Annotated in this window: 23 protein-coding genes; 12 read left to right on the plus strand and 11 right to left on the minus strand. The window is 64.1% G+C overall.

The genetic code is table 11. The annotated features are described in order from the left end of the window. The first annotated feature begins 24 nt into the window (after positions 1 to 24). From C2H86_RS27290 to C2H86_RS27305, 4 genes are all read left to right on the plus strand, one after another. Positions 25 to 888, plus strand: a complete 864-nt coding sequence (locus tag C2H86_RS27290) for a LysR family transcriptional regulator (RefSeq protein WP_159410739.1) — start codon at positions 25 to 27, stop codon at positions 886 to 888. A 99-nt stretch (positions 889 to 987) separates the two neighbouring features. Further along, the gene (locus tag C2H86_RS27295) at positions 988 to 1905 is read left to right on the plus strand and encodes an AEC family transporter (RefSeq protein WP_110634942.1); all 918 of its coding nucleotides are present in this window, start codon (positions 988 to 990) and stop codon (positions 1903 to 1905) included. A 48-nt stretch (positions 1906 to 1953) separates the two neighbouring features. Then, positions 1954 to 2565 (plus strand): cell wall hydrolase, encoded by a 612-nt coding sequence (locus C2H86_RS27300; protein WP_159410740.1) that lies wholly within the window; start codon positions 1954 to 1956, stop codon positions 2563 to 2565. A gap of 165 nt (positions 2566 to 2730) precedes the next feature. Then, a complete protein-coding gene (locus tag C2H86_RS27305; protein ID WP_159410741.1) occupies positions 2731 to 3582 on the plus strand; it encodes a CAP domain-containing protein in 852 nt (283 codons plus the stop codon). Here the strand turns inward: C2H86_RS27305 and C2H86_RS27310 are convergent. Beyond that, positions 3549 to 4547 (minus strand): GlxA family transcriptional regulator, encoded by a 999-nt coding sequence (locus C2H86_RS27310; protein WP_159410742.1) that lies wholly within the window; start codon positions 4545 to 4547, stop codon positions 3549 to 3551. The two genes, C2H86_RS27305 and C2H86_RS27310, sit on opposite strands and share 34 nt — an antisense overlap. Before the next feature lie 102 nt (positions 4548 to 4649). On the opposite strand from C2H86_RS27310, the gene C2H86_RS27315 reads away from it, so the two are divergent. Then, the gene (locus tag C2H86_RS27315; protein ID WP_159410743.1) at positions 4650 to 5261 is read left to right on the plus strand and encodes a LysE family translocator; all 612 of its coding nucleotides are present in this window, start codon (positions 4650 to 4652) and stop codon (positions 5259 to 5261) included. A gap of 4 nt (positions 5262 to 5265) precedes the next feature. Here the strand turns inward: C2H86_RS27315 and C2H86_RS27320 are convergent, their stop codons facing one another. Continuing rightward, the gene (locus C2H86_RS27320; protein WP_159410744.1) at positions 5266 to 6465 is read right to left on the minus strand and encodes an MFS transporter; all 1200 of its coding nucleotides are present in this window, start codon (positions 6463 to 6465) and stop codon (positions 5266 to 5268) included. A 113-nt stretch (positions 6466 to 6578) separates the two neighbouring features. Then, a complete protein-coding gene (locus tag C2H86_RS27325; RefSeq protein ID WP_159410745.1) occupies positions 6579 to 7478 on the minus strand; it encodes a LysR family transcriptional regulator in 900 nt (299 codons plus the stop codon). Positions 7479 to 7596: 118 nt separating this feature from the next. On the opposite strand from C2H86_RS27325, the gene C2H86_RS27330 reads away from it, so the two are divergent. The 3 genes from C2H86_RS27330 (at position 7597) to C2H86_RS27340 (ending at position 11966) form a co-directional block, all read left to right on the plus strand. Beyond that, on the plus strand, positions 7597 to 7950 hold the full coding sequence (locus tag C2H86_RS27330) for a cupin (protein WP_159410746.1): 354 nt from the start codon (positions 7597 to 7599) through the stop codon (positions 7948 to 7950). A gap of 218 nt (positions 7951 to 8168) precedes the next feature. Beyond that, the gene (locus C2H86_RS27335; RefSeq protein ID WP_159410747.1) at positions 8169 to 10586 is read left to right on the plus strand and encodes a glucose/quinate/shikimate family membrane-bound PQQ-dependent dehydrogenase; all 2418 of its coding nucleotides are present in this window, start codon (positions 8169 to 8171) and stop codon (positions 10584 to 10586) included. A gap of 111 nt (positions 10587 to 10697) precedes the next feature. Next, positions 10698 to 11966, plus strand: a complete 1269-nt coding sequence (locus tag C2H86_RS27340; RefSeq protein ID WP_159410748.1) for a carbohydrate porin — start codon at positions 10698 to 10700, stop codon at positions 11964 to 11966. 112 nt (positions 11967 to 12078) lie between these two features. Here the strand turns inward: C2H86_RS27340 and argE are convergent, their stop codons facing one another. Both argE and C2H86_RS27350 read right to left on the minus strand, forming a co-directional pair. After that, the gene (argE, locus tag C2H86_RS27345) at positions 12079 to 13239 is read right to left on the minus strand and encodes an acetylornithine deacetylase (RefSeq protein WP_159410749.1); all 1161 of its coding nucleotides are present in this window, start codon (positions 13237 to 13239) and stop codon (positions 12079 to 12081) included. Beyond that, on the minus strand, positions 13232 to 13909 hold the full coding sequence (locus tag C2H86_RS27350) for a DUF1028 domain-containing protein (protein ID WP_159410750.1): 678 nt from the start codon (positions 13907 to 13909) through the stop codon (positions 13232 to 13234). Before C2H86_RS27350 ends, argE begins: the two co-directional genes overlap by 8 nt. 293 nt (positions 13910 to 14202) lie before the next feature. Between C2H86_RS27350 and C2H86_RS27355 the strand changes: the two genes are divergently transcribed. After that, positions 14203 to 15522, plus strand: coding sequence for a flavin-containing monooxygenase (locus C2H86_RS27355; RefSeq protein ID WP_159410751.1), 1320 nt, complete (start codon positions 14203 to 14205; stop codon positions 15520 to 15522). After that, entirely contained in the window at positions 15522 to 15938 is a 417-nt protein-coding gene (locus C2H86_RS27360; protein WP_159410752.1) for a RidA family protein, read from the plus strand. The genes C2H86_RS27355 and C2H86_RS27360 overlap by 1 nt, the downstream gene beginning before the upstream one ends. A gap of 41 nt (positions 15939 to 15979) precedes the next feature. Here C2H86_RS27360 and C2H86_RS27365 read toward each other — a convergent pair whose 3' ends face one another. Together C2H86_RS27365 and C2H86_RS27370 are read right to left on the minus strand one after the other, a co-directional pair. Then, the gene (locus C2H86_RS27365; protein WP_085677657.1) at positions 15980 to 16885 is read right to left on the minus strand and encodes a LysR family transcriptional regulator; all 906 of its coding nucleotides are present in this window, start codon (positions 16883 to 16885) and stop codon (positions 15980 to 15982) included. A 227-nt stretch (positions 16886 to 17112) separates the two neighbouring features. After that, on the minus strand, positions 17113 to 17577 hold the full coding sequence (locus C2H86_RS27370) for a hypothetical protein (RefSeq protein ID WP_240349657.1): 465 nt from the start codon (positions 17575 to 17577) through the stop codon (positions 17113 to 17115). Positions 17578 to 17791: 214 nt separating this feature from the next. On the opposite strand from C2H86_RS27370, the gene C2H86_RS27375 reads away from it, so the two are divergent. Together C2H86_RS27375 and C2H86_RS27380 are read left to right on the plus strand one after the other, a co-directional pair. Beyond that, complete coding sequence (locus C2H86_RS27375; RefSeq protein WP_159410753.1) at positions 17792 to 18178, plus strand: VOC family protein; 387 nt, start codon at positions 17792 to 17794, stop codon at positions 18176 to 18178. Between the two features lie 75 nt (positions 18179 to 18253). Beyond that, on the plus strand, positions 18254 to 18823 hold the full coding sequence (locus C2H86_RS27380; RefSeq protein WP_159410754.1) for a hypothetical protein: 570 nt from the start codon (positions 18254 to 18256) through the stop codon (positions 18821 to 18823). Between the two features lie 54 nt (positions 18824 to 18877). On the opposite strand, the gene C2H86_RS27385 is transcribed toward C2H86_RS27380, so the two are convergent. From C2H86_RS27385 to C2H86_RS27400, 4 genes are all read right to left on the minus strand, one after another. Continuing rightward, on the minus strand, positions 18878 to 20551 hold the full coding sequence (locus C2H86_RS27385; RefSeq protein WP_159410755.1) for an MFS transporter: 1674 nt from the start codon (positions 20549 to 20551) through the stop codon (positions 18878 to 18880). A gap of 189 nt (positions 20552 to 20740) precedes the next feature. Continuing rightward, complete coding sequence (locus C2H86_RS27390) at positions 20741 to 21520, minus strand: alpha/beta fold hydrolase (RefSeq protein WP_159410756.1); 780 nt, start codon at positions 21518 to 21520, stop codon at positions 20741 to 20743. Next, complete coding sequence (locus C2H86_RS27395) at positions 21517 to 21936, minus strand: VOC family protein (protein ID WP_159410757.1); 420 nt, start codon at positions 21934 to 21936, stop codon at positions 21517 to 21519. Before C2H86_RS27395 ends, C2H86_RS27390 begins: the two co-directional genes overlap by 4 nt. A 76-nt stretch (positions 21937 to 22012) precedes the next feature. Continuing rightward, the gene (locus C2H86_RS27400; protein WP_159410758.1) at positions 22013 to 22939 is read right to left on the minus strand and encodes an alpha/beta fold hydrolase; all 927 of its coding nucleotides are present in this window, start codon (positions 22937 to 22939) and stop codon (positions 22013 to 22015) included. Positions 22940 to 23023: the final 84 nt, after the last annotated feature.

Here is a 23023-nt window from a genome sequence, read left to right on the forward strand (position 1 = left end):
CCTTGCCGCCCGGAGCCCGTTCGCGTGTCCCTCAAAGCCCTGCGCACCCTGGTGACCATCGCCCGCCACGGCACCTTCGCCCGTGCCGCCGACCTGCTCAGCCTCACCCCTTCGGCCGTGAGCCTGCACATCAAGACCCTCGAAGACGAGCTCAAGGTCGCGCTGTTCGACCGCAGCCGTCGCCAGGTAGTGCTGACCGAAGCCGGGCAGCTGGCGGTGGCGCGGGCCGAGCACATCCTCGGCGCCTATGACGAACTGGCCGATGCCCTGGCCAGCGGCCCGAGCCTGCGTGGCCGGCTGCGCCTGGGGGCGATCCACACGGTCCTGGCCCGACGCCTGCCCAAGGCCCTGGTGTGGATCAAGGCACATCACCCGGAACTGCACATCAGCGTGAACTCAGGGATGTCGGCCGAGCTTGCACGGCGCGTCGAAGATGGCGAGCTGGATGCAGCGATCACCACAGAGCCGGTCAGTCCCTACCCGCAGAACCTGATTTTCACGCCGCTGTTCGAGGACCGCTTCTGGGCCATCGCCAGCCCCGAACTGGCAGGCCAGAGCCTGCCGCAGCTGCTGGCCAGCCAACCGTTCCTGCGCTTCGACAAGCGTGCCTGGGCCGGGCGACAGATCGAGCAGGAGCTGCGCCGCCAACATTTGCAGGTCAGTGAGCAGATGGAGCTGGACAGCCAGGAAGCACTGGCGCGCATGGCGGTGATGGGGCTGGGGGTGGCGATCATTCCCATGGCCGATGACGACCTGCAACGCTTGCCGCCGGCCACCTGCCTGCCCTTTGGCGAGCCACAACTGGTACGGCGGGTGGTGTTGCTGGAACACGAAAAGAGCCAGCGCCGGCACCTCAGTGCGGTGTTGAGGACCGCCATGGACGCGTAAAGGTACAGTTTTCCTCAACAGTCAGTGAAGAAATCAACGTTTTTCCCAATCAGTCAGCCACGCTAACCTGTGCCCGTACCCGACCACGGAACGACCACCATGCTTCACCTGCTGCTGACCACACTCGTGCCCATCATCTTGCTCATTGCCCTGGGCACCTTCCTGCGCATCCGCGGCTTCCTCGCCGAGTCGTTCTGGCCGGGCGCCGAACGCCTGAGCTATTACGTGTTGCTGCCCTCGCTGTTTCTCCACGGCCTGGCCACGGCCAATCTCGATGGCGTGCCGGTGCTGGGCATGGTCGGTGTACTGATGCTTTCTACCTTGCTAGGCGCCGTGCTGCTGGTGCTCTACCAGGGTGCAGTGAACCACGACGGCGCCGACTTCACCTCGGTGTTCCAGGGCGGCGTGCGCTTCAACAACTACATCGGCGCCACTCTCGCCGCCGGCATCTACGGCAGCGCCGGGATTGCACTGGCTGCGGTGGCCAACGCCGCCATCGTGCCCTTGGTCAATCTGCTCTGCGTGCTGGTATTTGCCCGCTTCAGTGCACGCCACAGCTCCCCGGCAACGGTGTTGCGGGCCATCTTCGCCAACCCGCTGATCGTCGGCTGCGCCGGGGGCCTGTTGTTGCGGGTCACCGGCCTGGGCTTGCCGGCCGGCCTTGAACCCACGGTCAAGGCGCTGGGCCAGGCTGCCCTGCCCTTGGGCCTGCTGTGCGTGGGCGCCGCGCTCGGCGGCGCCAGTCTCGGCCAACAAGTTCGGCCATTGCTGGCGGCATCGGCTTTCAAGTTCCTGGTCATGCCGCTGACCACCTGGGGCCTGTGCCGCCTGCTTGGGTTGAGCGGCCAGGCAGCGGTTGTGGCGGTGCTGTTCCAGGCTTTGCCGACCGCTTCATCGTCTTACGTGATGGCGCGGCAGATGGGCGGCAATGCGCCGCTGATGGCCACCATCATCGCCCTGCAGACCGTGCTGGCTGCCGCGACCTTGCCTTTGGTGCTAATGCTTACGCTGAAGTGATTGCGCTTGGCTAGACTGTGACTCAGCACACACTTCGGAAAATTGACCATGCGCCTCTCGTGGATGCTGATCGGCTTGACCTCGGCCCTGCTCGCAGGCCCTTTGCATGCCGCCGACAGTGCCAAGGCGGCAGTGGCCGAGGACAAGGCGGAAAACCTCGAGAAGAAGGTGGTGGAGGATGCTGCACCGCCGAAAAAGGCGGAAACCATCACCCCTGGCGAAGTACAAGCGGTGGACCCTGCAGGCCAGGCGCCGATGGATGACAGCATTACCTGCCTGGCACGCACCATCTATTGGGAAGCCAAGGGTGCCGACGCCGAAGACATGAGCGCGGTGGCCAGCGTGGTGATCAACCGGCTGGGCAAGGATGGCTTCCCTGACACCATCTGCGGGGTGGTCAAGCAAGGCGTGGAAACCAAATCCTGCCAGTTTTCCTGGTGGTGTGACGGCCGCCCGGACCAGGTCGAGGAAAAGGACCGCTACGACATTGCCAAGGAAATCGCCCGCAAGGCCCTGAACCAGCAACTCAAGGACAGTACTGGCGGCGCGCTGTACTTCCATGACCGCCAGGTACACCCGAGCTGGGCCAAGGCCTATCGCAAGACCGCCGAGACCCGGCACTTCCTGTTCTACAAGCCGAATCAGGAACTGGCGCGCTGATCCGCCACTGCACTTTTCTGGCGCTCACCGGTCTACTCCCTCTTTTGCCGCCCGCAAGTCATTGCTGGCGTTATCGATGCTTTGCACGAGACTGGGCCAAAAGCCTCGCGCTTGTGTAGGATGAGCAGCGCATACCAAGACGCTGCCAGTCACAGGGAGATCCACATGCGCGTCCTGTCATCCGTTGCTGCCTTGTCGCTGGGCCTGGTCCTGTCGACCGGGGCCCTGGCCGTCACCGGCGAAGAGGCGCAGCTGATCGATTCGATCAATACCTACCGCAGCCAGGCCCAGCGCTGCGGGGACCAGGTGTCGGTGGAACTGCCGCCGCTCAACAGCGACACGCGCCTGGCGCTGTCGCCGGAGGGCACTCGCGACCTGCAGCAGGCCATGAGCCGCGCTGCCTACCCGATGGTCAACGTCCAGGCCATCAGCCTGTCCGGCCCACGTGATGCGAACGCTGCCATGAATGCCATCAAGGAGAGCTTCTGCCAGGTGGTGCTCGATCCGCAGTTTGTCGACATCGGCGTCAGCCAGGAAGGCCGCGACTGGCGCATCGTGCTGGCCCGGCCCTTGCTCAGCGGGCGCCTGGGTGACTGGCAGGCTGAGGGGCAGAAGCTGCTGCAGGCCATCAATGTCGCACGCAAGGCCCCCCGCCAATGCGGCGGCCAGCCGTTTGCCGCAGCCCCTGCGCTGAGCTGGAGCACGGCGCTGGCGGGCGTGGCAGCCAGCCATACACGGGCCATGGCCAACCAGAACTTCTTCGACCATATCGACAAGGAGGGACGCACGCCGGGTGACCGGGCAGAACTGGCCGGCTACCTGTACCAGCAGATCGGCGAAGACATCGCCGCCGGGCGCGACACCGCGCAGAAGGTGGTGGATGGCTGGCTCGACAGCCCCGGCCACTGCGCCACCCTGATGAACCCGGACTTCCGCGAAATGGGCGCAGCCTATGCGGTAGACCCGAAGAGCGATGCCGGCATCTACTGGACCGGCCTGTTTGGCACGCCGCAATGACCGTTTGAGCTACGCAGCGCCAGCGCCGTGCAGCCAAACCGCCGCCGCACGCACTTGCCCAGGTAGCTGGCATCGCCCAGTCCGACCTCATCGGCGATCTGCGCCAGGCTGTGGCTGGAGTTGAGCAATCGCCAGCGCGCCTGCTGCAGGCGCATCTCCAGCCACCAGGCCTTGGCGCTCATGCCGTGGCTGGCCTGGAACTGGCGGTCCAGCTGACGCCGACTGATGCCGAGCTCCGCAGCCAGCTGTTCGATCGACCCTTGTGCACCCAGGTGATGACGCATCAGCGCCAGCGCGCGCTGCACGTGGCGCCCCTGCCCGGCGCCGGCCTCCAGTGAGCGCAGGGCATGGCGGCTGTCTCGCGATTCGTCCACCAGCATGTCGGCCAGGCCCTTGAGCGCCCGGGCACGCCCGCAGGCGCCCGCCAGCAGTGCCACCGCCAGGTCGAGGGCTGCCGTGCCGCCGGCACAGGTGATACGCGCCCCGTCGATGCAGTACAACTGCTCGCGCAGCACCTGCAGCTGCGGGAAGGATGCCCGAAACTCCGCCTCATGGCGCCAGTGCACCACGACCTTGTGCCCGTCCAGCAGGCCGCAGGCGGCCAGCAGGAAGGCAGCGTTGTCGATGGCGACCAGTTTCACCCCCGCCCTGGCCGCACGCTTGAGCAGGGGTTTGTAGCACGGCGCCAACGCAGCCGTGGCTTCGGCATTGCGGCTGCCGAACAGCACCAGGTAGTCGTAGTCTTCCCACTGCAACTGTTCGGCAATGGCCTGCACCTGCAGCACCGCACCACTGCTTGACGGCACGGGCTCGCCGGTCAGGCTGGCAACGGTCCAGCTGCAGTAGCGCTGCTGGCTGTAGTCCTCGTCGTCGGCGCTGAAGCGCAGCTTGTCGAGAAACGCACCGAACGGCAGCAAGGCGAAGTCCGGCAGCGGCAGGATCAGCAGGCGGATATCAGGGGTCATTCAAAACAGGTCCAGAAAACACCATTGAATGTCCAGATCATACCCTGTACTTGCAGTGCCGTCCCATAGACTGGCTGCTCGTGAATACCTGAGGCGCCCATCATGGCTCTGGATACCTGGTTCATCTACCTGCTGGCGAGCATCGGCCTGTCGCTGACCCCCGGCCCGAACAGTCTGCTCGCCCTGACCCACGGCGCACTGTACGGCGCGCGCCGCACGCTGTTCACCATCGTCGGCGGGGTGTTCGGCTTCAGTGCACTGATTGCCCTGGCGATGTTCGGGCTGACGGCGCTGCTGCAAACGTCGGCCTCGGTGCTGACCGTGCTCAAATGGGTGGGGGGAGCCTATCTGGTGTGGCTGGGCATCCAGCTCTGGCGCAGCCCTGCCCTGCATCTGGAGGTAAACGAGCGCGCTGCCCGCCTAAGCAACCTGGGGATGTTCCGCCAAGGACTGCTGTCGGCTATCGCCAACCCCAAGGTACTGTTGTTCTACGGTGCCTTCCTGCCGCAGTTCATCGACCCACAGCGTGGGCTGTTGCTGCAGTTCGTGATCATGGCGGCGACCTTTGCCAGCGTGGAATGCGTGGTCGAATACGTACTGGCGCGCCTGGCGTTTCGCATCCGCCCCTGGCTGGCCAAGGGCGGCAAAGGGTTCAATCGCTGCTGCGGGAGCCTGTTTGCATTGATTGGCGTGGCTTTGCCGCTGGGCCGTTGATGGCTCAAGTGCGCCGCGCAACCAGCAGGAAGATGACCAGGGCCATGCCCGGCAATGCCGCCCCCACCAGCACCACACCGTGCCACCCCTGCTGGGCGAACACCGCGCTGGCCACCGCCGAACCCATTGCCCCGCCCAGGAAGATGCTGGTCATGTACAGCGCATTCAGCCGCCCACGGCTGGCCGGGTCCAGGGCATAGACTTCACGCTGGCCTATTACCATGTTCATCTGCACCGCAAAATCCAGCAGCACCCCGGTCAGCCCCAGGCCGATCACGCTGTAGCCGGGCGCCGTCAGCCCCAGCAGCAGCGCCAGCGGCGCCAACACCAGCGCCAGCAACGAACCGGCACGGGCATGGCCGGCGTCGGCCAGGCGGCCGGCCATCGGCGCGGCGATAGCGCCGACCGCGCCGACCAGGGCGAACAAGGCGATCTGGCTTTGCGACAGGCCGTGCTCACTGGCCAAGGCCAGTGGCACTGCAGTCCAGTACAGGCTGAACGCCGCGAACATCAATGCCTGGTACAGCGAGCGTTGGCGCAACACCGGGTATTGGCGCAGCAGGGCAACCAAGGACAGCATCAGCCCGGTATAACTGGCCTTGTGCTCAGGCACCCGGCGCGGCAGGGTCAGCGCCAGCAGCAAGATGATCGCCAACATCAGGCCAGCAGCGCCGATGAACACCGTGCGCCAGCCAAAGTGGTCGGCGACCAGGCTCGACAGCGGCCGCGCCAGCAGAATGCCCAGCAGCAGGCCGCCCATGATGTTGCCGACCACCCGCCCGCGCGCTTGCTCAGGCGCAAGGTGCGCGGCCAACGGGATGAGCATCTGCACGGCCACCGAACTGAAACCGATCAGCAAGGCATAGACCAGGAACAGTTGCCCTTGGCCGCTGCTGCTGGTCCCCGCCAGCAACAGGCTGACGCAGGCCAGTACGGCGGTGACGATCATCAACCGGCGGTTTTCCACCAGGTCAGCCAGTGGCACCAGCAACAGCAGGCCCAGTGCGTAGCCCAACTGGGTCAGCGACACGATCAGGCTGGCGCGCTCGGTGGACAGGCCCAGGTCCGGGGCGATCAGCCCGACGATGGGCTGCGCGTAATAGATATTGGCAACGATTGCGCCACAACAGAACGCCAGCAGCGCGACCAGGGCACGGCTCAGGCCGGCATGGGCTGGCGGTGCAGCAGCAAGGGAGGAATTCATGCGAGGTACCTCGGCATCGGGTTGGAATATGCCAGGCACCTTACCGAGCGCTTGCCAACGAGAGAATCCGGTTCCGGCGCAACGGGGCTTTGCGCCAGGCGCAACGGCTGGGATCAGGGTGTGAGCAGGCCTTCGCAAAAGCCGATGAACGCGTTGACCCGCCGAGAGCCGCGATGGTTGGGCAAATACAAGGCATTGATGCTGTCGTTGGCGGTGCCGGGGCTGACCTGCCAGTCCGCAAACACCCGCTGCAGGCGACCGGCCGCCACATCCTCGCGCACCAGCCAGTCAGCCAGCAAGGCAATACCGCTGCCGGCCAGCGCCGCTTCGCGCAACAGGTCGGCGTTGGCGCTGCGCAACGGCCCGCTCACGTCCAGTTCCACTGCCTCATCGGCCCGCTGCAGGCGCCAGGCGCGCGCCTTCTGCCCGTAGCGAAAACGCAGGCAGGCGTGCTGCAGCAACTGCTCGGGATGCAGCAACGCGTCACGCCTGGCCAGGTAATCTGGGCTTGCCACCAACCAGCGCTGGAAGCGGCCAAGTGGCCGGCACACCAGTTCGTCGTGCGGTGATGGGTCGCCAAGGCGAATGGACAGGTCGTAGCGGCCGTCGAGCAGGTCATCGAGCCGGTCGCTCATGTCGATGTCCAGCTCCAGCGACGGGTGGCAGGCCAGGAACGACCCAAGATGCGGTGCGATCACGCGGCGGCCGAACTCTACCGGCAGGCACAGGCGCAGCACGCCGACCGGCTCATCGCCACGGTCGGCGACGCTCGCGTCGGCCTCGTCCAGCGCGTCGAAGATTTCCCTGGCCCGGGCGTAGTAACGTGCGCCCGCCTCGGTCAGGCTGACCTGGCGCGTGGAGCGGTTGAGCAAGGTCGTGCCGAGTTCCGACTCCAGCCCATCGACCAGGCGCGTCACCGACGAGGTGGCGACGCCGAGCCTGCGCGCTGCCGCAGAAAAGCCCTGGGCATCGACTGTGGTGGTGAACATCCTCATCGCCAGGAGCTTGTCCATGGGTACCCCAATTCTCAAATCTCGGAACAGTCCTACAAACCACGAAGCGGGTCAAGAAGCGCACAACAGAGCGATCAGGTCCATAGTGGAAGCACCTCCATCAGTGCGAGAACTGCCCATGACCGTCACCAACCTGCTCAATGCACTGCCCCATTGCGACCCTTCCGCTGCCGAACGGGTCGATGAACTGCTGCGGCGCCCTGGCCTGCGCATCGAACGCATCGTTTCCTGCGGCCAGGCCAGCCCGCCGGGCTACTGGTATGACCAGGCCGAAGGCGAATGGATCATGTTGTTGACCGGTACCGCCGGGCTGCGCCTTGAACACGAGGACTACACCCGCTTGCTGGTGCCTGGCGACTGCCTGGACATTCCGGCGCATTGCCGTCATCGGGTGGAATGGACTGCCCAAGGGCAGCCGACCATCTGGCTTGCCGTGTTTCATGGCAGCGAAACACCCTGGCCAAGCCACTGATACGTCCATCGTTCATGCTACAAAAGTCTAAAGCGCTACATCCATATACCTGCCAAATACCATTTTTACTGCAATTTTCAGGGCTAGATCTAAACTTTTATACACATCTTTGCAAGTTCGGCCCTGCGACAATCAGCCTCATAAAATTATGTACCAACTTGTTAATTAGCAAGCTAAGGGCTTAGACTGCGCACATTCCACCTGCTGAGATCCCTGGCATGAACGAAACACCGCGCGCCTCTGGCGCCACAAACATCATCCTGGTCGGCTTGGGCGTGATCATCGCCCTGCTCGGCCTGCTCCTGGCTGCTGGCGGCGTCAAGCTCGCCGGCCTGGGCGGTTCCTGGTACTTCCTGATCGGCGGCCTGGCCATGGCCATCGCCGGTATTCTCATCGCTCGCCGCAAGCAGGCCGGCGCCTGGCTGTATGCGGCGTTCCTGGTCGGTACCGCGATCTGGGCGCTGAGCGACGCTGGCCTGGTGTTCTGGCCTCTGTTCTCGCGCCTGTTCATGTTCGGCGCGATCGGCATGGTCGTGGCGCTGGTTTACCCGATGCTCGCCCGTGCCAATGGCGCCAGCGCAGGCCGTGGTGCCTACGGCATCGCCGGCGTACTGGCCGTGGTGCTGGTGATCGCCGCGGGCAACATGTTCGTCGCCCACCCAAGCGTTGCCCCCACCGGCAAGGGCCCGGGCATGACCCCGGTCGAAACCGGCAAGGAGCAGAAGGACTGGGCCCACTACGGCAACACCGAAGGTGGCAGCCGTTTCGCCGCGCTGGACCAGATCAACCGCGACAACGTCAACAAGCTCAAGGTGGCCTGGACCTACCATACCGGTGACGTCGCCATCAGTGACGGCAACGGTGCCGAAGATCAGCTGACCCCGCTGCAGATCGGCAACAAGGTGTTCATCTGCACCCCGCACAACAACCTGATCGCCCTCGATGCCGACACCGGCAAAGAGCTGTGGAAGAACGAGATCAACGCCCAGTCCAAGGTCTGGCAGCGTTGCCGTGGCATGGCCTACTTCGACGCCACCGCCGCGATCGCCCAGCCGACCCAGCCGAACAGCTCGCCGATCACCGGCGGCAGCGTAGCGGCCGGTGCCAACTGCCAGCGTCGCCTGCTGACCAACACCATCGACGGCCGCCTGATCGCCGTGGACGCCGACAACGGCGAGTTCTGCCAGGGCTTCGGCAACAACGGCCAGGTCAACCTGATGGCCGGCCTGGGTAACGTGCCGGACTCCTACTACCAGCTGTCCTCCGCACCGCTGATGGCTGGTACCACCGTGGTGGTCGGCGGCCGCGTCGCCGACAACGTCCAGACCGACATGCCTGGCGGCGTGATCCGTGGTTTCGACGTGATCACCGGTGAAATGCGCTGGGCCTTCGACCCGGGCAACCCGGAAGACCGTAAAGCGCCGGAAGGCGACAGCACCTACGTGCGCAGCACCCCGAACAGCTGGGCACCGATGTCCTACGACCCGGCGATGAACACCGTGTTCCTGCCAATGGGCTCGTCGTCCACCGACATCTATGGCGTTGAGCGCAGCAAGCTGGACCACACCTACGGTGCCTCCGTGCTGGCCCTGGACGCCACCACCGGCAACCAGAAGTGGGTATACCAGACCGTGCAAAACGACCTCTGGGACTTCGACCTGCCGATGCAGCCGAGCCTGATCGACTTCACCAAGGACGACGGCAAGACCGTGCCTGCAGTGGTGATCGGCACCAAGGCCGGGCAGATCTACGTGCTCGACCGCGCCACCGGCAAACCGCTGACCCAGGTCGACGAAGTGCCGGTCAAGCCAAGCAACATCCCCAACGAGCCGTACTCGCCGACCCAGCCCAAATCGGTAGGCATGCCGCAGATCGGCGCGCAGACCCTGAGCGAATCGGACATGTGGGGTGCCACGCCGTATGACCAGCTGCTGTGCCGTATCGACTTCAAGAAGATGCGCTACGACGGCCTGTACACCGCGCCAGGTACCGACCTGTCGCTGAGCTTCCCGGGTTCGCTGGGTGGCATGAACTGGGGCAGCCTCTCCACCGACCCGGTACATGGCTTCATCTTCGTCAACGACATGCGCCTGGGCCTGTGGATCCAGATGATCCCATCGCAGAACAAAGGTGGCGCAGCCTCCGGCGGTGAAGCACTGAACACCGGCATGGGCGCTGTACCGCTCAAGGGCACCCCATACGCAGTGAACAAGAACCGCTTCCTGTCGGTTGCCGGCATCCCGTGCCAGGCCCCGCCCTTCGGCACCCTGACCGCCATCGACATGAAGACCCGTCAGATCGCCTGGCAGGTACCGGTCGGCACCGTGGAAGACACCGGCCCCCTGGGCATCCGCATGCACCTGCCGATCAAGATCGGCCTGCCGACCCTCGGCGGCACCCTGTCGACCCAAGGCGGCCTGGTGTTCATCGCCGGTACCCAGGACTTCTACCTGCGCGCCTATGACAGCAGCAACGGTAACGAGATCTGGAAAGCCCGCCTGCCTGTAGGCAGCCAGGGTGGTCCGATGACCTACGTTTCGCCGAAGACCGGCAAACAGTACGTGGTGATCACCGCTGGCGGTGCGCGCCAGTCGACTGATCGTGGCGACTACGTGATTTCTTACGCCCTGCCGTAAGACCGCGTCGCTGCATTCGCGGGCAAGCCCGCTCCCACAGGTTCTCCCCTGATCCTGGTGAGAGCGGGCTTGTTCGCGAATGGCCCTCCGAAAACAACACGAGACACAGCAATGCCATCCGCAATCCGCATCACCCCAACCCTGCTTCTGGCCCTGGCCAGCACCGCTGCCCTGGCCGACGGCGACCTGCTCAACCGCAGCACCATGACCGGTGACTGGGGCGGCCTGCGTCACCAGCTCGAAGAAGACGGCGTCAAGATCACCGGCGACTACAGCGGTGAAACCGCCTACAACGCCCACGGCGGCCTGCACCGCTCGGCGCGCTATTCGCAGAACATCAAGCTCGGCGCCCAGTTCGACCTGTCGAAACTGTACGGCCTGGAAAACGGCGGCAAGGTCCAGCTGACCATCAACGACCGCCGCGGCAACAGCGCCTCGGAAGATCTGGTCGGCAACCGCCTGCCGATTCAGGAAAACTACGGCGGCCTGTACACCCGCCTGACCGAGCTGAGCTACGAACGCACCCTGTTCACCCCGGCGCTCAACGTCAAGCTCGGCTACATGGCCATGGGCAACGACCTCGGCGGCCTCGACAGCGGCATCCTGTGCAACTTCATGAACGCCGGCTTCTGTGGCCACCCACTGAACATGTCCGGCGGCAGTGGCTGGACCAACTACCCTAACGCCCACCTCGGCGTGCGCGTGAAGTACGACCTGTCGCCGTCCTGGCAATTGCGCGTGGCGGCATTCAACGTCGACCCGCAAAGCAACGGCAACTCCAGCCGCGCCTGGCACCTGGGGCCCAAGCACACCACAGGCACCGTGGTGCCTGTGGAACTCGTGTACAAGCTGCAGGGCGAACTGCCGGGCGAGTACAAGCTGGGTTACTACTACGACAGCTCCGACGTGAAGCGCGTCGACAGCAGCAAGGAAGTGTCCGGTCGCGGTGGCCACTACCTGCTGGTCGACCAGGCCGTGTGGAACGACGCCGGCTCGCCAGGCCGCAGCCTGCACGCCTTCGGCCAGTACTCGGCAGCGAGCGAGGCCGCCTCGCCGTTCACCAAGTGGTATGGCGCCGGTGTGGTCCTGTACAAGCCGTTCGAAGGCCGCCCGCGCGATACCGTGGCCCTGGGCTATGGCCGTGCCGTGCCGAACCCGCGTAGCCGCGATGTGCTGGAAGACGCTGCATTCAATGCTGGGCAGCAGTTCCCCAACATCGACAATGCCGAGCAGTTGGTGGAACTGAGCTATGGCTACCAGGCCACGCCGTGGCTGAACCTGCGCCCGGATGTGCAATACATCATCGAACCTGGGGCGTTCTCCGGAAAGGACATCGACAACGCGCTGGTCTTTGGCCTGCAGGTCAAGGCAACCTTCTAAGCCGCCGGGGCTGCTTCGCAGCCCATTCGCGGGCATGCCCACACAGGGACACCACAGCTCTCAAGCCCTGTGCAGTACCTGTGCGGGCATGCCCGCGACGAAGCCAACACCCTCATTCCTGCCTGAGGTAATCCACCAACCTCAGCAGCATCGCATCACAACCCCGCATCTGTTCGACGCTGACGAACTCGTCCGGCTTGTGCCCCTGGTCCATGCTGCCCGGCCCGCACACCACGGTCGGAATACCCGCCTGGTCGAACAGGCCGCCTTCGGTGCCGAACGCCACGGTGCCGAAATCATCCGAACCACTGAGCAATGCCACCAAGCGCGCGGCCTCGCTGTCGGCTGGCGTGGCCAGCCCCGGATACGCACTCAACGGTTGCAGGCGAATCGCACTGCCAGCGTTTACCTTGCGCATGCGCGGCAGCAACTCGGCCTCGGCGTAGGTCTGCAGCTGGTCGGCCACCGCCTGCGCCTCGAACCCCGGCAGCGCGCGCACCTCGAAATCGAACGCACATTCCTCCGGCACGATGTTCAGCGCCCTGCCCCCTTTGATGACCCCGGTCTGCACCGTGGAGAACGGCGGGTCGAAGCGCTCGTCGTGATGGGCCGGCAACGCCAGGCCATCACCGATCTCGCCCAGCTTGCCGATCAGCTTCGCAGCATACTCGATGGCATTCACTCCGTAAGGTGCGTACGCCGAGTGACAGGCCGCGCCATGCACTTCGCAACGCATCGCCAGCTTGCCTTTGTGGCCAAGCACTGGCTTCAATTCGGTAGGCTCACCGATCAGGCACAGGCGCGGCTTGTGCGGGCGCTTTTCCAGTGCGGCCAGCATCGAGCGTACGCCCAGGCAGCCAACTTCCTCGTCATAGGAGAACGCCAGGTGCACCGGCATGCGCAGCGGTTGCGCCAGGAATGCCGGCACGGCAGCCAACGCCGAAGCGATGAAGCCCTTCATGTCGGCCGTGCCACGGCCATACAGGCGCCCGTCGCGCTCGGTCAAGGCGAAGGCCGGCAGTGTCCAGGCCTGGCCGTCCACCGGCACCACGTCGGTGTGCCCGGACAGCACCACACCGCCGATATCCTTGGGGCCGATGGTGGCAAACAGGTTGGCCTTGCTGCCTTCCGGGTTGTGGAACAGCTCGCACTCCACGCCAAGCCCGGCCAGGTAGTCGCGGATGAAAGCGATCAACTCAAGGTTCGAGTCACGGCTGACCGTGGCAAAACCGATCAGCCGCTCCAGTAAGGCGCGGCTGCTGAATTCACTCATCGCCCGGCACCCCGTAGCTGGGTGCGGCGGTCGGGTCGAGGGCGCGGGTCACATAGTCCTGCATCTGCGGACGGTACGCCTGCCACAGGCCATCGAGCACGCCGATCGGGTCCTCGTCAGCCCAGTCAACACGCAGGTCCACCAGCGGCCAGGTCAGCTCGCCGGCGATCTTCAGTGCCGCGGAATGCACCGGGCCGGCCTCACCACCCGACGCCATCGCGGCGTGCATGGCTGCCAGCAGGCGGTCAGCCAGATGCCCACCGGCCTGTTCGAAGGCCTGCACCATGGCTTCGATCACCTGGAGCGAGGACAACAGGTTACCAGCGGCCGCGCACTGCTCGCCCGCCACGGCGTTATGAACGCCCAGCGCTTCCTGGCCGGTGAACAGTGCCACCTGGCCTTGGCTGTCGATCACCGTGACCTGGCGATACTCGCTCCAGCCGTTGGCGCTGAGCACCCGGTCCAGCGCGGCGGCAGGCGGCATCTGGCCCTGTTCCATGGCATCGAGGATTTGCGGGCCGAGGGCCGGCAAGGTGATGTTCTGGGTCGACACGGCGCCGACGCCAGCACGTACCCACGGGCAGCGGGCGCCCACGGCGATGCTCGACGAGCTGATGGCAATACCGACCTGGCCGGTTTCCTGGCAGCGACCGATGATAGAGAAGGTCATGGTGGAACTCCTGTTGTTCTGTGCGATGCCCAGCATTCTGGGCGCAAGCTTCAGGGCCACGAAACCAACATTTTCCTGTGCCTTGAACAGGAAAAAACTAAGGCCGGCCAATACCGGTCGAAATGCCCTTATAACCCCAGCCAAGCCCAGGAAAATCGGGGCCTTCGCCGTTTTATCGGCAAGCCCCAGCTAAATACTATTTTCGCGATTTTCCAGGCATCCCTAGTCTGGCTCCAGGCAACGGCGGTCCTCCAAACCGACCTGACAAAAACCGCCTGAACAAGGGCTCGGACATGACACTGAACAACATCGAAATCGACACCCTCGTGGTTGGCGCCGGCCAAGCCGGCGTGGCCATGAGCGAACACCTGAGCAAGCTTGGCGTGCCGCACCTGGTGCTGGAGCGCAAGCGCATTGCCGAGGCCTGGCGCACCGGCCGCTGGGATTCGCTGGTGGCCAACGGCCCGGTCTGGCATGACCGCTTCCCGGGGCTGGAATTCAACCTCGACGCCGACGCCTTCGCCGGCAAGGACCAGGTCGCCGACTACTTCGAGCAGTACGTTCGCAAGTACAACCTGCCGGTACGCACCGGCATCGAAGTGAAGAAGGTGGTACGCAATGCCGACCGCCCCGGCTTCACCATCGAGACCAACGAAGGCGTAATCCGCGCCAACCGCGTAGTGGCTGCCACCGGCCCCTTCCAGAAACCTGTCATCCCGGCCATCGCGCCGAAAGATGCCAACCTGCATCAGATCCACTCCGCCGCCTACTACAACCCCGAGCAGCTGCCAGAAGGCGCCGTGCTGGTGGTGGGCGCCGGCTCCTCCGGTGTGCAGATCGCCGAAGAGCTGATGCGTGCCGGGCGCCAGGTGTACCTGTCGGTCGGCGCCCACGACCGCCCGCCACGGGCCTACCGCAACCGCGACTTCTGCTGGTGGCTGGGTGTACTGGGTGAGTGGGACGCGGAAATCGCCAAACCGGGCCGCGAGCACGTGACCATCGCCGTCAGTGGCGCCCGTGGCGGCCACACCGTGGACTTCCGCGCCCTCGCCCACCAGGGCATGACCCTGGTCGGCCTGACCCAGTCGTTCGAAAACGGCGTGGCACGCTTTCAGGACAACCTGGTCGACAACATCAACCGCGGCGACGAGAACTACCTGGCCCTGCTGGATGCCGCCGATGCCTACATCGAGCGCAACGGCCTGGACCTGCCGGAAGAGCCCGAGGCGCGCAAACGCCTGGCCGACCCGGAGTGCATGGTCAAACCGCTGCAGCAACTGGACCTGGCCCAGGCCGGCGTCACCAGCATCATCTGGGCCACCGGCTACGGCGTGGACTTCAGCTGGCTGCAGGTCGACACCTTCGACGCCAACGGCAAGCCCCAGCACCAGCGTGGCGTCGCCCGCGAGCCGGGCGTGTACTTCCTCGGCCTGCCCTGGCTGTCGCGCCGTGGCTCGTCGTTCATCTGGGGCGTGTGGCACGACGCCAAGCATGTCGCCGGCCACATCGCCACGCAGCGCACCTACCTGGCCTACCGCGACCGCGAGCAGCGCGACGCGGATGAGCAACAAGACCACTCGATCAGCAACGTCAGCACCTTCGGAGCCCACTGATGCCTACTCATACTCGCATCCGCATGTTCAACACCAAGGAAACCTACCCTAACCAGACCCTGGACAACGACCTGTGTCAGGCCGTGCGGGCGGGTAACACCATTTACGTGCGTGGCCAGGTCGGCACCGACTTCGAAGGCAAGCTGGTGGGCCTGGGTGACCCTCGGGCGCAGACCGAGCAGGCGATGAAGAACGTCAAGCAGCTGCTCGAAGAGGCAGGCTCCGACTTGTCGCACATCGTCAAGACCACCACCTACATCACCGACCCACGCTTCCGTGAACCGGTGTACAAGGAAGTGGGCAAATGGCTCAAGGGCGTTTACCCGATCTCCACCGGGCTGGTGGTGGCCGGCTTGGCCCAGGCCGAGTGGCTGATGGAAATCGACGTGATTGCGGTGGTGCCGGATCAGCAGTGATCCATTCGAGATAGCTGGGGCCGCTTCGCGGCCCCAAGGTCTCAGAACTTGGCCAATTCTTCGCGGCAGAACTCGACGAACAGCTGCGCGGGCTTGGTCAGCTGCACCCGCTTCAGGTGCGCCGCCGCCAACCCCGACAGCGCCACCGGCTCGGCGATGTCGATCGTCACCAGCTTCTGCCCGTCATAAGTGCATTCCGAATGTGGCCGGGTCACCAGCAGCGAAAACCCGAAGCCCTGCCCCACCATCCCGCGCACCATCTCGATCGACGGCGAACTGAAGACGATGTTCGGCGTCAGGCCCATTTCATTGAACAGGCTGACGAAGTAGGTCCGGCTCGGCGCCACGTCCAGCAGGATCATCGGCTCCGGGCACAGGTCGCGCAGTGACACCTGTGCCTGGCCGGCGAAGCGGTGCTTCTCGGGCAGCAGCACGTAAGGCTTCTGCGGCGGCATCAAGGGTTCGGCTTCAATGGTGCCGTCCAGGTCGTGGTCATAGAGAAATGCCAGGTCGAAGGTGCCCGCGGTCAGTCCCTGGATCAGATCCTGCTGCTCGCCGTCGCGCAGGCGGATGTCCACGCCCGGATAACGCTCGCGAAAGCCGGCGATCAGCCGCGGCAGATACAGCGGCGCCACGGTTTCGAAGCAACCGATGTCGATCTGACCGGCCACGGTGTCGTTGTCGGCCAGGGCGTTCTGCTCGAACTCGTGGGCCATCTGCAGCAACGACTTGGTCTTGGCGTAGAAACGCTTGCCACTTGGCGTCAGCGAGACGCCTTGGGCGTGGTGGCGGATGAACAGCTGCACGCCAAAGCTTTCTTCCAGGCTCTTGATCGCCGTGGAGATCGACGGCTGGGCGATGTACAGCTGGCGCGAGGCTTCAGCAACGCTGCCGGCCTCGACGGTGGTAACGAAATACTTTAGTTGTCGCAAGGTATAGGAAGCCACAGGCACCTCGTTGGCGCCGTTCGCGGGCGCCTTGGAATTTTCCTGCCACTTTACCTTGTGGCCTGATTCAGCGGGCTGCTGGGTGATGAAGGATTTGCCTATGGCTTGAACATACTTTTGTGTTACCAGTGCCGGCCTCTTCGCGGGGCAAGCCTGCGAAGAGGCCGGCAGCGAGTCCACCTGTACATTGATACTACGAAATACGTGTCAATGCTCCAGACCTGCCGTCAGGGACGTAGCCAGTTAACACCGGCATGATCGATAGCCGTGTTTTCTGCCTGAACGAAGGTGCCGTGTTGCGGGGGTATCTTCTGGTCCGTGTAAGCAAGGGCTTGCTGAGTGAAAACCTGCTTCTGATTGTCGAAGGTCAGGTCGTGCCTTGCGACATTTCCGCCCCAATCTTCGGAGGGCAGCGACAGGTAACTGATCTTGTAGACCGAATCGGTCGACTGCCCCACGATCACGTACACACCATAATGATCCTCGCCAGGCGACACGATCTTGTAGATACCATTGTCGTAGTAGTAGATGCGCGCCAGTTCGAACGGCTTTTCGCTATACATCACCTCGTATTTCAAATGATGAACCATTGTTGGGGCCCCGACAGGGATCCTGATCGGCTCAGGAGTGGCTGCTTGGGTGATCGCCGGGATGCTGATGGCGGCAGCAACGAGCATGGATTTGAGCGTCATGTCTGTTCCTTGTACGCGTGTGAAGGAACCGCACGATAGTTGCATTCGCAGGGGGAAAAAGTGGTTTGGTGCTGTTAGGGAACAGCCTTACACAAATCAACGAAAGGTATTACAAATCTGACGCAGCGCAGAAGCGCCTCAACGCTCAGGGCTGGTGAATCGGTCCAAAGCGTCTTTACTGGTAGGTAACGACCCGCAGGTACGGTGTGCGCCTATGAAGATCGTTGTCACCAGCATCCTCGTCGACGACCAGGCCAAGGCTCTGGCGTTCTACCATTACGTACTGGGCTTCGAGCCCAAGCATGACATCCCCATGGGCCAGCATCGCTGGCTGACGCTGACCTCTCCCAATGACCCAAATGGTGTCGAGCTACTGTTGGAGCCCGATGCGCACCAGGCGGCCAAGGTCTACAAGCAAGCGCTGAGACAGGACGGCATTCCGGCCACCTCGTTCGGCGTGCGCGATATCCAGGCCGAGTACACCCGGCTGTGCAAAGCCGGCGTGAAGTTCACCAAGGAGCCCACCAACCTGGGCCCGGTCACGGTCGCGGTGTTCGACGACACCTGCGGCAACCTGATCCAGATCGCCCAGAAACACTGAGCCGCGCCCATGGCAGCCAATGCTGCCATTGGCTACATTGCAGCTGTATCCCGTGCGCCACAACAAGGAAAACAGATGCGCCACGAATTCAGCGAAGTGCTCAACGACCTGGTCGACTATTTCCTGCTGGGCGATATCCAGCTGCTCGACCGTTTCAAACACGAAAACCACCTGTCCGACGACCTGGCCCGCGAGTTCACCAGCAATGACAGCGGCGACAGGGCCGTGGCCGAAGGCGTGGTGGTGCCGCTGGCGGGGGTCGACAACCTGCCCTACCACATCCTGTTCACCCTCGATGGCTACACACCGGCCCTGCTAGAGCCCGGAAGCCGCCTCAAGCACCGGCGCAATGGCTATGTGCTGCAGGTCGAGCACCGTGCGGTGATGCTTTACACCTGGCGCATCCTGCAGCATTTCACCAACAAGACGCTGGGTGACCTGATAGCCCGCTATCAGGTGCCGGGGCGGCCGATCATCGAGCTGGACAATGGCTGGTATGACGTCGAGGTGCTGGCGGGGGCGCTGATCAGGGACGGCTTGTACGAACCGGCGTTCGAGTTCGTGCTGAAGAAACGCTGGAATCGGGGTGAGGCCAAAGGGGTGGATATTGGCTATGCCTTCAGCCTGCGCGGCTATTTCGATTGATTTTTGCTTGTGCCGGCCTCTTCGCGGCTAAAGCCGCGAAGAGGCCGATCCTGCCTAACTGATATCCCGGTCCTTGGTCTCCGGCAGGAAGAAGATCCCCAGCACTGCCGTCATCACCGCAATCACGATCGGGTACCACAGCCCGTAGTAGATATCCCCGGTCGCCGCCACCATGGCGAACGCCACGGTCGGCAGGAAACCACCGAACCAGCCGTTGCCGATGTGGTACGGCAGCGACATCGAGGTGTAGCGGATACGCGCCGGGAACAGCTCCACCAGCCACGCGGCGATTGGCCCGTAGACCATGGTCACGTAGATCACCAGAATGGTCAGCAGCAACAGCACCATTGGATAGTGGATCTTCGCCGGGTCGGCCTTTTCCGGGTAACCCGCTTCCTTCAAGGCGCCGCTCATGGTCGCGGTGAAGGCGTCACTCTGGGTCTTCAGATCAGCCGCCGCCAGGCTGCTGCCGTCGAAGCTCGGAATCACCCGTTCACCGATGCGAATCTGCGCCACACTGCCAGGCTCGGCGGCCTGGTTGGTGTAGGGGATCGCACGTTTGGCCAGCAGGCTCTTGGCGATGTCGCAGGAGCTGGTGAATCTGGCCTTGCCTACTGGGTCGAACTGGAACGCGCACTGCCCAGGGTCTGCCACCACCACCACCGGGTTCTGCTCCTGGGCGACAAACACGTCCGGGTTGCCGTACTCGGTCAGCGCCTTGAAAATCGGGAAGTAGGTCAGCGCGGCGATGATGCAGCCGGCCATGATGATCTTCTTGCGGCCAATACGGTCCGACAGGCTGCCGAAGAAAATGAAGAACGGCGTACCGATCAGCAAGGAACCTGCGATCAGCAGGTTGGCGGTCTGCGGGTCGATCTTGAGCATCTGCAGCAGGAAAAACAGCGCGTAGAACTGCCCGGTGTACCACACCACCGCCTGCCCGGCAGTGCCACCGAGCAACGACATGATCACCACCTTGAGGTTGTCCCAGCGGGCGAACGACTCGGTCAGCGGCGCCTTGCACGCCTTGCCTTCGGCCTTCATCTTCAGGAACACCGGCGACTCGTTGAGCTGCATGCGGATGTACACCGAAATCGCCAGCAGCAGGATCGACAGCAGGAACGGTACCCGCCAGCCCCAGGCCTCGAACACCTCGGTGCCCATGATGGTGCGACAGGCCAGGATCACCAGCAGCGAGAGGAACAGGCCAAGCGTGGCGGTGGTCTGGATCCACGCCGTGAAGAAGCCGCGTCGGCCCTTGGGTGCATGCTCGGCCACATAGGTGGCCGCCCCGCCATACTCGCCGCCCAGCGCCAGGCCCTGGAGCAGGCGCAAGGTGATCAGGATGATCGGTGCCGCCACGCCAATCGCCGCGTAACTGGGCAACAACCCGACCACTGCGGTGGACAGGCCCATGATGACGATGGTGATGAGGAAGGTGTGCTTGCGCCCGATCATGTCGCCCAAGCGGCCGAACACGATGGCTCCGAACGGACGCACGGCAAAGCCGGCAGCAAAGGCCAGCAAGGCGAAGATGAACGAGGTGGTTTCATTGACGCCGGCGAAGAAGTGCTTGGCAATGATCGCTGCCAGCGAGCCGTACAGGTAGAAGTCGTACCACTCGAACACGGTACCCAGCGAGGAGGCGAAGATGACCTTGCGCTCCTCCTTGGTAATGCCCCGTTGGGGCGCGCTACTGCCCGTGGAAGCGCTGTCGAGAACCGCCATGGGTTGCCTCCGTCTTGTCGTTATCGCAGGCCGGAGTACCTCACACCCATTTCACCGTCGCACCCAGGCCCTAGGGCTAGCATTGGTTGCGCGAAGCACGACGAGGTCAGCTGCCTCGAATCGCAGCAAGGTAACTGAAGCATAATCGGCTTTGCGGCAATATCCACTTGCCAGCATCGCCAGATGCCATCACCCCAGAAACCGCTGCACTTCGGCCAGGACCACCTTGGCCTGTTCCCGGTGCGGAACATGCCCGCAGCCTGGCAACAGGCACATCGCGCTCGGCCCGGCGGCCAGCGTGGTGAAGCGCCGTGGATGCGCTGGCGAACCGAATTCGTCCTGGTCGCCATGCAGGCTGAGCAGCGGGCAATGCACCTGCGCCAGCAGCGCATCCAGGTTCCAGTCGGCGAAGGCATCATCCAGCCAGGTGTCCACCCACGCGTGCAACACCCATTCGGCCTTGTCGCCGTGATACCGCGCCAAGCGCTCCAGCTGACCTGGTGCGGCGAACTGCTGATCGGCTTCGCGGATGCCCTGCAAGGTCAGGTCCTCGACAAAGGCCTGGGCCGATTCGATGATAAGGCCTCGGCAATGTTTGCCATGGGTCGCTGCGCAGCCGACGGCCATGCCGCCGCCGACGCTGTGGCCAAAGACGATGAAGTCGCCGATGCCCAGTTGCCGGCGCAACGCCGCAAAGCCCTGCTCCGCCTCGGCCTCGACAAAGCCACGGCGCAACCGGCCTGGGTGCGCAGCGGAGCGGCCGAAGCCTAGCCGGTCATAGGCAATCACCCGCTGACCGGTCGCCGCGGCCAGCTGTTCGGGAAAGTCACGCCACAAGGCAACGCAGCCCAGCGAGTCGTGCAACAGTATGATCGGCACGCCTTGGCCGTTCAGGGGTTGCCAGTCCTGGGCGAACAGCTTGCCGTCAGGCGTATCGATCCAGTGCTCGAACGCGTCGACCTGCGTCATGCCGCTCCCTCGACCGGGCCCTTGAGTTCGACCTGGTTGCCATCAGGGTCGAAACAGTACAGCGACAACCCCTCGCCTTCGGCGCCATAGCGCTTCTCGGCCGCTTCGACGGCGACGCCTTCTGCTTGTAGGTAAGCCGTCAGGGCTTGTTCGTCGAACGGTTCGATGCGCAGGCAGAAGTGATGCAGATTACGCCCTTCTGCCCCCGGCGCCGCACCACCGGGCCGGCCCAGCGGGCCGTCGAGGGTTACCAGGTCGATCATTGCCGTGCCGGTCGCCAGATGGACCATGCCCAGGTCCGGGCGCTCACGGCTGACCGTGCAACCCAGCAGGTCACGGTAGAAGGCCACGCTGCGCGGCAGGTCGGTGACCCGCAGCACCAGGTGATCGATGTGCTTGATGGTGAACGGTCGCATGCCAGGTCTCCTTTTGGCGAGTGCCCGTGAACGTTCGCCACCATAGCCCAGGACCTGGCTCGCTGACCATCACCGCCTATTCATTCACCAGGCGCTGCAGCAGGCCGCCTTCATGCCGAGCGAGGATGCGCAGGATCTGGTCGACCAGTGCCCGGTCCGGCGCCTCGAGGTGGAAATGATGCCCGCCCGGGTGCCAGGACACCTTGGCATGGCCTGGCAACGCCGCCTGACGCTGTTCGAAGCCCGTGCCGGTGAATGCGCCTTGCCTGCCGAACATCAGGTACAACGGGCAGCGGATTTCCCGCAGCAGGTCGCACGCCTCGCGTTCGGTCAGCGGCATGGGCTCGGGCAGCACCAGCCGTGGGTCGTGACGCCAACTGTAACCGTCGGCCAGCTGCAGCAAGTCGCGCAGTGCCAGCAGCCGGGCGGCCTCCTCGCTCAACTCGCCATCCAGGCGCTTGCGCCGTTGTTCGAGCGCGGTCTCCAGGTTGTCGAACCGGCTGCCATCTGGCTCGCCAAAACCCCGCAACTGGCTGCGCTGGACCATCTTTTTCAGCCGATAGGCACGCGCCAGGTGCTGCACGCGATCGTCCTCGGCGACGGTGAACGGCGCACCGATGCCATCGAGGAAGATCATGCTGGCGATGCCGCTGGTCATGGCAGCCAGCAGCGAGGCGATGCCGGTGCCCATGCCATGGGCGAGCACATGAAACTGGGACAGGCCCAGGCTGTCGGTGACGGCCAGCATGTCCTCGGCATGTTCCCAGAGGTAATAGCCACTGTCATGGCGGCGGTGATCGGAACGGCCGTGACCGACCAGGTCAGGGGCCACCACGAAGCAGCCCTCCAACAGCGGCCCCAGGCGCTCGAACGAGGCTGCATTGTCCAGCCAGCCATGCAAGGCCAGGACTGGGATGCCATCTTCAGGCCCCCAGGTCCTTACCGCAATTTCAATACCCTCGAGGTCCAGCAGGTGATCCTTTGGACTGCACAGCGAATGCATCGGAGTTCTCCCTGACAGAGTGCCGGCCCATGGCCAGGCATCACGCAGCGCCGGCCTGCAGCAGGCCACAACGGCGCCACCCAC

This window comes from Pseudomonas putida (assembly GCF_009883635.2).
GTDB classification, from domain to species: Bacteria; Pseudomonadota; Gammaproteobacteria; order Pseudomonadales; family Pseudomonadaceae; genus Aquipseudomonas; species Aquipseudomonas putida_W.

Excerpts from the sequence above, each read along its gene's own strand:
- C2H86_RS27380 (WP_159410754.1), top strand. The coding sequence starts at position 18,254 with ATGCGCCACGAATTCAGCGAAGTGCTCAACGACCTGGTCGACTATTTC.
- C2H86_RS27315 (WP_159410743.1), top strand. The coding sequence starts at position 4,650 with ATGGCTCTGGATACCTGGTTCATCTACCTGCTGGCGAGCATCGGCCTG.
- C2H86_RS27340 (WP_159410748.1), top strand. The coding sequence starts at position 10,698 with ATGCCATCCGCAATCCGCATCACCCCAACCCTGCTTCTGGCCCTGGCC.
- C2H86_RS27385 (WP_159410755.1), bottom strand. The coding sequence starts at position 20,551 with ATGGCGGTTCTCGACAGCGCTTCCACGGGCAGTAGCGCGCCCCAACGG.
- argE (WP_159410749.1), bottom strand. The coding sequence starts at position 13,239 with ATGAGTGAATTCAGCAGCCGCGCCTTACTGGAGCGGCTGATCGGTTTT.
- C2H86_RS27300 (WP_159410740.1), top strand. The coding sequence starts at position 1,954 with ATGCGCCTCTCGTGGATGCTGATCGGCTTGACCTCGGCCCTGCTCGCA.
- C2H86_RS27320 (WP_159410744.1), bottom strand. The coding sequence starts at position 6,465 with ATGAATTCCTCCCTTGCTGCTGCACCGCCAGCCCATGCCGGCCTGAGC.
- C2H86_RS27395 (WP_159410757.1), bottom strand. The coding sequence starts at position 21,936 with ATGCGACCGTTCACCATCAAGCACATCGATCACCTGGTGCTGCGGGTC.
- C2H86_RS27360 (WP_159410752.1), top strand. The coding sequence starts at position 15,522 with ATGCCTACTCATACTCGCATCCGCATGTTCAACACCAAGGAAACCTAC.
- C2H86_RS27375 (WP_159410753.1), top strand. The coding sequence starts at position 17,792 with ATGAAGATCGTTGTCACCAGCATCCTCGTCGACGACCAGGCCAAGGCT.
- C2H86_RS27330 (WP_159410746.1), top strand. The coding sequence starts at position 7,597 with ATGACCGTCACCAACCTGCTCAATGCACTGCCCCATTGCGACCCTTCC.
- C2H86_RS27400 (WP_159410758.1), bottom strand. The coding sequence starts at position 22,939 with ATGCATTCGCTGTGCAGTCCAAAGGATCACCTGCTGGACCTCGAGGGT.
- C2H86_RS27335 (WP_159410747.1), top strand. The coding sequence starts at position 8,169 with ATGAACGAAACACCGCGCGCCTCTGGCGCCACAAACATCATCCTGGTC.
- C2H86_RS27310 (WP_159410742.1), bottom strand. The coding sequence starts at position 4,547 with ATGACCCCTGATATCCGCCTGCTGATCCTGCCGCTGCCGGACTTCGCC.
- C2H86_RS27295 (WP_110634942.1), top strand. The coding sequence starts at position 988 with ATGCTTCACCTGCTGCTGACCACACTCGTGCCCATCATCTTGCTCATT.
- C2H86_RS27355 (WP_159410751.1), top strand. The coding sequence starts at position 14,203 with ATGACACTGAACAACATCGAAATCGACACCCTCGTGGTTGGCGCCGGC.
- C2H86_RS27390 (WP_159410756.1), bottom strand. The coding sequence starts at position 21,520 with ATGACGCAGGTCGACGCGTTCGAGCACTGGATCGATACGCCTGACGGC.
- C2H86_RS27350 (WP_159410750.1), bottom strand. The coding sequence starts at position 13,909 with ATGACCTTCTCTATCATCGGTCGCTGCCAGGAAACCGGCCAGGTCGGT.
- C2H86_RS27305 (WP_159410741.1), top strand. The coding sequence starts at position 2,731 with ATGCGCGTCCTGTCATCCGTTGCTGCCTTGTCGCTGGGCCTGGTCCTG.
- C2H86_RS27325 (WP_159410745.1), bottom strand. The coding sequence starts at position 7,478 with ATGGACAAGCTCCTGGCGATGAGGATGTTCACCACCACAGTCGATGCC.
- C2H86_RS27370 (WP_240349657.1), bottom strand. The coding sequence starts at position 17,577 with ATGACGCTCAAATCCATGCTCGTTGCTGCCGCCATCAGCATCCCGGCG.